1 rRNA gene is annotated in these 3290 nt (G+C 52.2%); it reads right to left on the reverse strand.

Annotated features, from left to right (window positions below):
- Positions 1 to 159 precede the first annotated feature (159 nt).
- Positions 160 to 3041 (reverse strand): 23S ribosomal RNA (locus tag O1Q03_RS39810).
- Positions 3042 to 3290: the final 249 nt, after the last annotated feature.

The raw sequence follows: 3290 nt of genomic DNA on the forward strand, positions 1-3290 counted from the left end.
GGCCAACAGAACCAATCTTGGAAGAAGCAGTAATTTAGGTTGTGAGCTGTATCTCACACATACGCGGTACTTCAACCGCAGTACGTCGAGTGCCTCGCACTCGACGCTCGATATCCGTAAGCGCTGAAGCGCTAACGGCTATCGAAACAGACTTGTTATAGGATCAAGCCTTACGGGCAATTAGTATCAGTTAGCTGAACGCATTACTGCGCTTACACACCTGACCTATCAACGTCCTGGTCTCGAACGACCCTTCAAGGAGGTCAAGCCTCCAGGGATATCTCATCTTAAGGCGAGTTTCCCGCTTAGATGCTTTCAGCGGTTATCTCTTCCGAACATAGCTACCCGGCGATGCCACTGGCGTGACAACCGGTACACCAGAGGTTCGTCCACTCCGGTCCTCTCGTACTAGGAGCAGCCCCCTTCAAATATCCAACGCCCACGGCAGATAGGGACCAAACTGTCTCACGACGTTTTAAACCCAGCTCACGTACCTCTTTAAATGGCGAACAGCCATACCCTTGGGACCGGCTACAGCCCCAGGATGAGATGAGCCGACATCGAGGTGCCAAACACCGCCGTCGATATGAACTCTTGGGCGGTATCAGCCTGTTATCCCCAGAGTACCTTTTATCCGTTGAGCGATGGCCCTTCCATACAGAACCACCGGATCACTATGACCTGCTTTCGCACCTGCTCGACTTGTCGGTCTCGCAGTTAAGCACGCTTATGCCATTGCACTATCAGCACGATTTCCGACCGTACCTAGCGTACCTTCGTACTCCTCCGTTACGCTTTGGGAGGAGACCGCCCCAGTCAAACTGCCTACCATGCACTGTCCCCGACCCGGATCACGGGCCAAGGTTAGAACCTCAAACAAACCAGGGTGGTATTTCAAGGACGGCTCCACCGAAACTAGCGTTCCGGTTTCATAGCCTCCCACCTATCCTACACAGATCGGTTCAAAGTCCAATGCAAAGCTACAGTAAAGGTTCATGGGGTCTTTCCGTCTAGCCGCGGGTAGATTGCATCATCACAAACACTTCAACTTCGCTGAGTCTCGGGAGGAGACAGTGTGGCCATCGTTACGCCATTCGTGCAGGTCGGAACTTACCCGACAAGGAATTTCGCTACCTTAGGACCGTTATAGTTACGGCCGCCGTTTACCGGGACTTCAATCAAGAGCTTGCACCCCATCATTTAATCTTCCGGCACCGGGCAGGCGTCACACCCTATACGTCCACTTTCGTGTTTGCAGAGTGCTGTGTTTTTATTAAACAGTCGCAGCCACCAGTTTATTGCAACCCCTTCACCCTCCTGGCGCTGGCCAGTCAAGCTACAAGGGCGTACCTTATCCCGAAGTTACGGTACCAATTTGCCGAGTTCCTTCTCCCGAGTTCTCTCAAGCGCCTTAGAATACTCATCTCGCCCACCTGTGTCGGTTTGCGGTACGGTCATCGTTAGACTGAAGCTTAGAGGCTTTTCTTGGAACCACTTCCAATTGCTTCGCTCCCGAAGGAGCTCGCGCCACACCCTTGAATTACGCGCCCGGATTTGCCTAAGCGCCTTCTCCAATGCAGCGACCGGGACTTCCAACACCCGGACAACCTTCCGCGATCCGTCCCCCCATCGCATCTAACAATGGTGCAGGAATATTGACCTGCTTCCCATCAGCTACGCATTTCTGCCTCGCCTTAGGGGCCGACTCACCCTACGCCGATGAACGTTGCGTAGGAAACCTTGGGCTTACGGCGAGGGGGCCTTTCACCCCCTTTATCGCTACTCATGTCAGCATTCGCACTTCCGATACCTCCAGCACGCTTTTCAACGCACCTTCGCAGGCTTACGGAACGCTCTCCTACCATGCGAGCATAGCTCGCATCCGCAGCTTCGGTATATAGCTTAGCCCCGTTACATCTTCCGCGCAGGACGACTCGATCAGTGAGCTATTACGCTTTCTTTAAAGGGTGGCTGCTTCTAAGCCAACCTCCTGACTGTTTTAGCCTTCCCACTTCGTTTCCCACTTAGCTATATTTGGGGACCTTAGCTGGCGGTCTGGGTTGTTTCCCTCTTGACACCGGACGTTAGCACCCGATGTCTGTCTCCCGTGATTGCACTCTTCGGTATTCGGAGTTTGCTATGGCGGGGTAATCTGCAATAGACCCCCCAACCATGACAGTGCTCTACCCCCGAAGGTGAGACACGAGGCACTACCTAAATAGTTTTCGGAGAGAACCAGCTATTTCCAAGTTTGTTTAGCCTTTCACCCCTATCCACAGCTCATCCCCTAACTTTTCAACGTTAGTGGGTTCGGACCTCCAGTACGTGTTACCGCACCTTCATCCTGGCCATGGATAGATCACTTGGTTTCGGGTCTACGCCCAGCAACTGAACGCCCTATTCGGACTCGCTTTCGCTACGCCTGCCCTATACGGTTAAGCTTGCTACTGAACGTAAGTCGCTGACCCATTATACAAAAGGTACGCCGTCACCCCTTACGAGGCTCCGACTGTTTGTATGCATGCGGTTTCAGGATCTATTTCACTCCCCTCCCGGGGTTCTTTTCGCCTTTCCCTCACGGTACTGGTTCACTATCGGTCGATCACGAGTATTTAGCCTTGGAGGATGGTCCCCCCATCTTCAGACAGGATTTCACGTGTCCCGCCCTACTTGTCGCACACCTAGTTCTTTCATACTGTTTTCGCCTACAGGGCTATCACCTGCTATGGCCGCACTTTCCAGAGCGTTCGGCTAACAATACAAATAAAGAGTGCAAGGCTCATCCCATTTCGCTCGCCACTACTTTGGGAATCTCGGTTGATTTCTTTTCCTGCGGTTACTTAGATGTTTCAGTTCACCGCGTTCGCTTCACATGGCCTATGTATTCAGCCATGGATACTCCAAAAGGAGTGGGTTTCCCCATTCGGACATCTACGGATCAAAGCTCGTTTGCCAGCTCCCCGTAGCTTTTCGCAGGCTACCGCGTCCTTCATCGCCTGTGATCGCCAAGGCATCCACCACATGCACTTGTTCGCTTGACCCTATAACGAGTCTGTCTCATCTTTCGACGTTACAGTCGCTACAGGTTGAGTTCTCGCGTTGTGCCGTATTCCAATTGAGTCAAACATTAAGTTCGAATCATCTTGAGATACATCGATACAATCACAACCCGGATAACTTCCACGTCCATCTCGAGACGCTTCCGCTATCCAAATTACTTACTTCTTCCAGATTGTTAAAGAACGACAGCCGATACTTTCGTACCGCTCTGACTGGCTCAATCGCCAATG

The sequence above is a fragment of the Burkholderia sp. IMCC1007 genome (genome assembly GCF_027257875.1).
Lineage (GTDB): Bacteria > Pseudomonadota > Gammaproteobacteria > Burkholderiales > Burkholderiaceae > Burkholderia.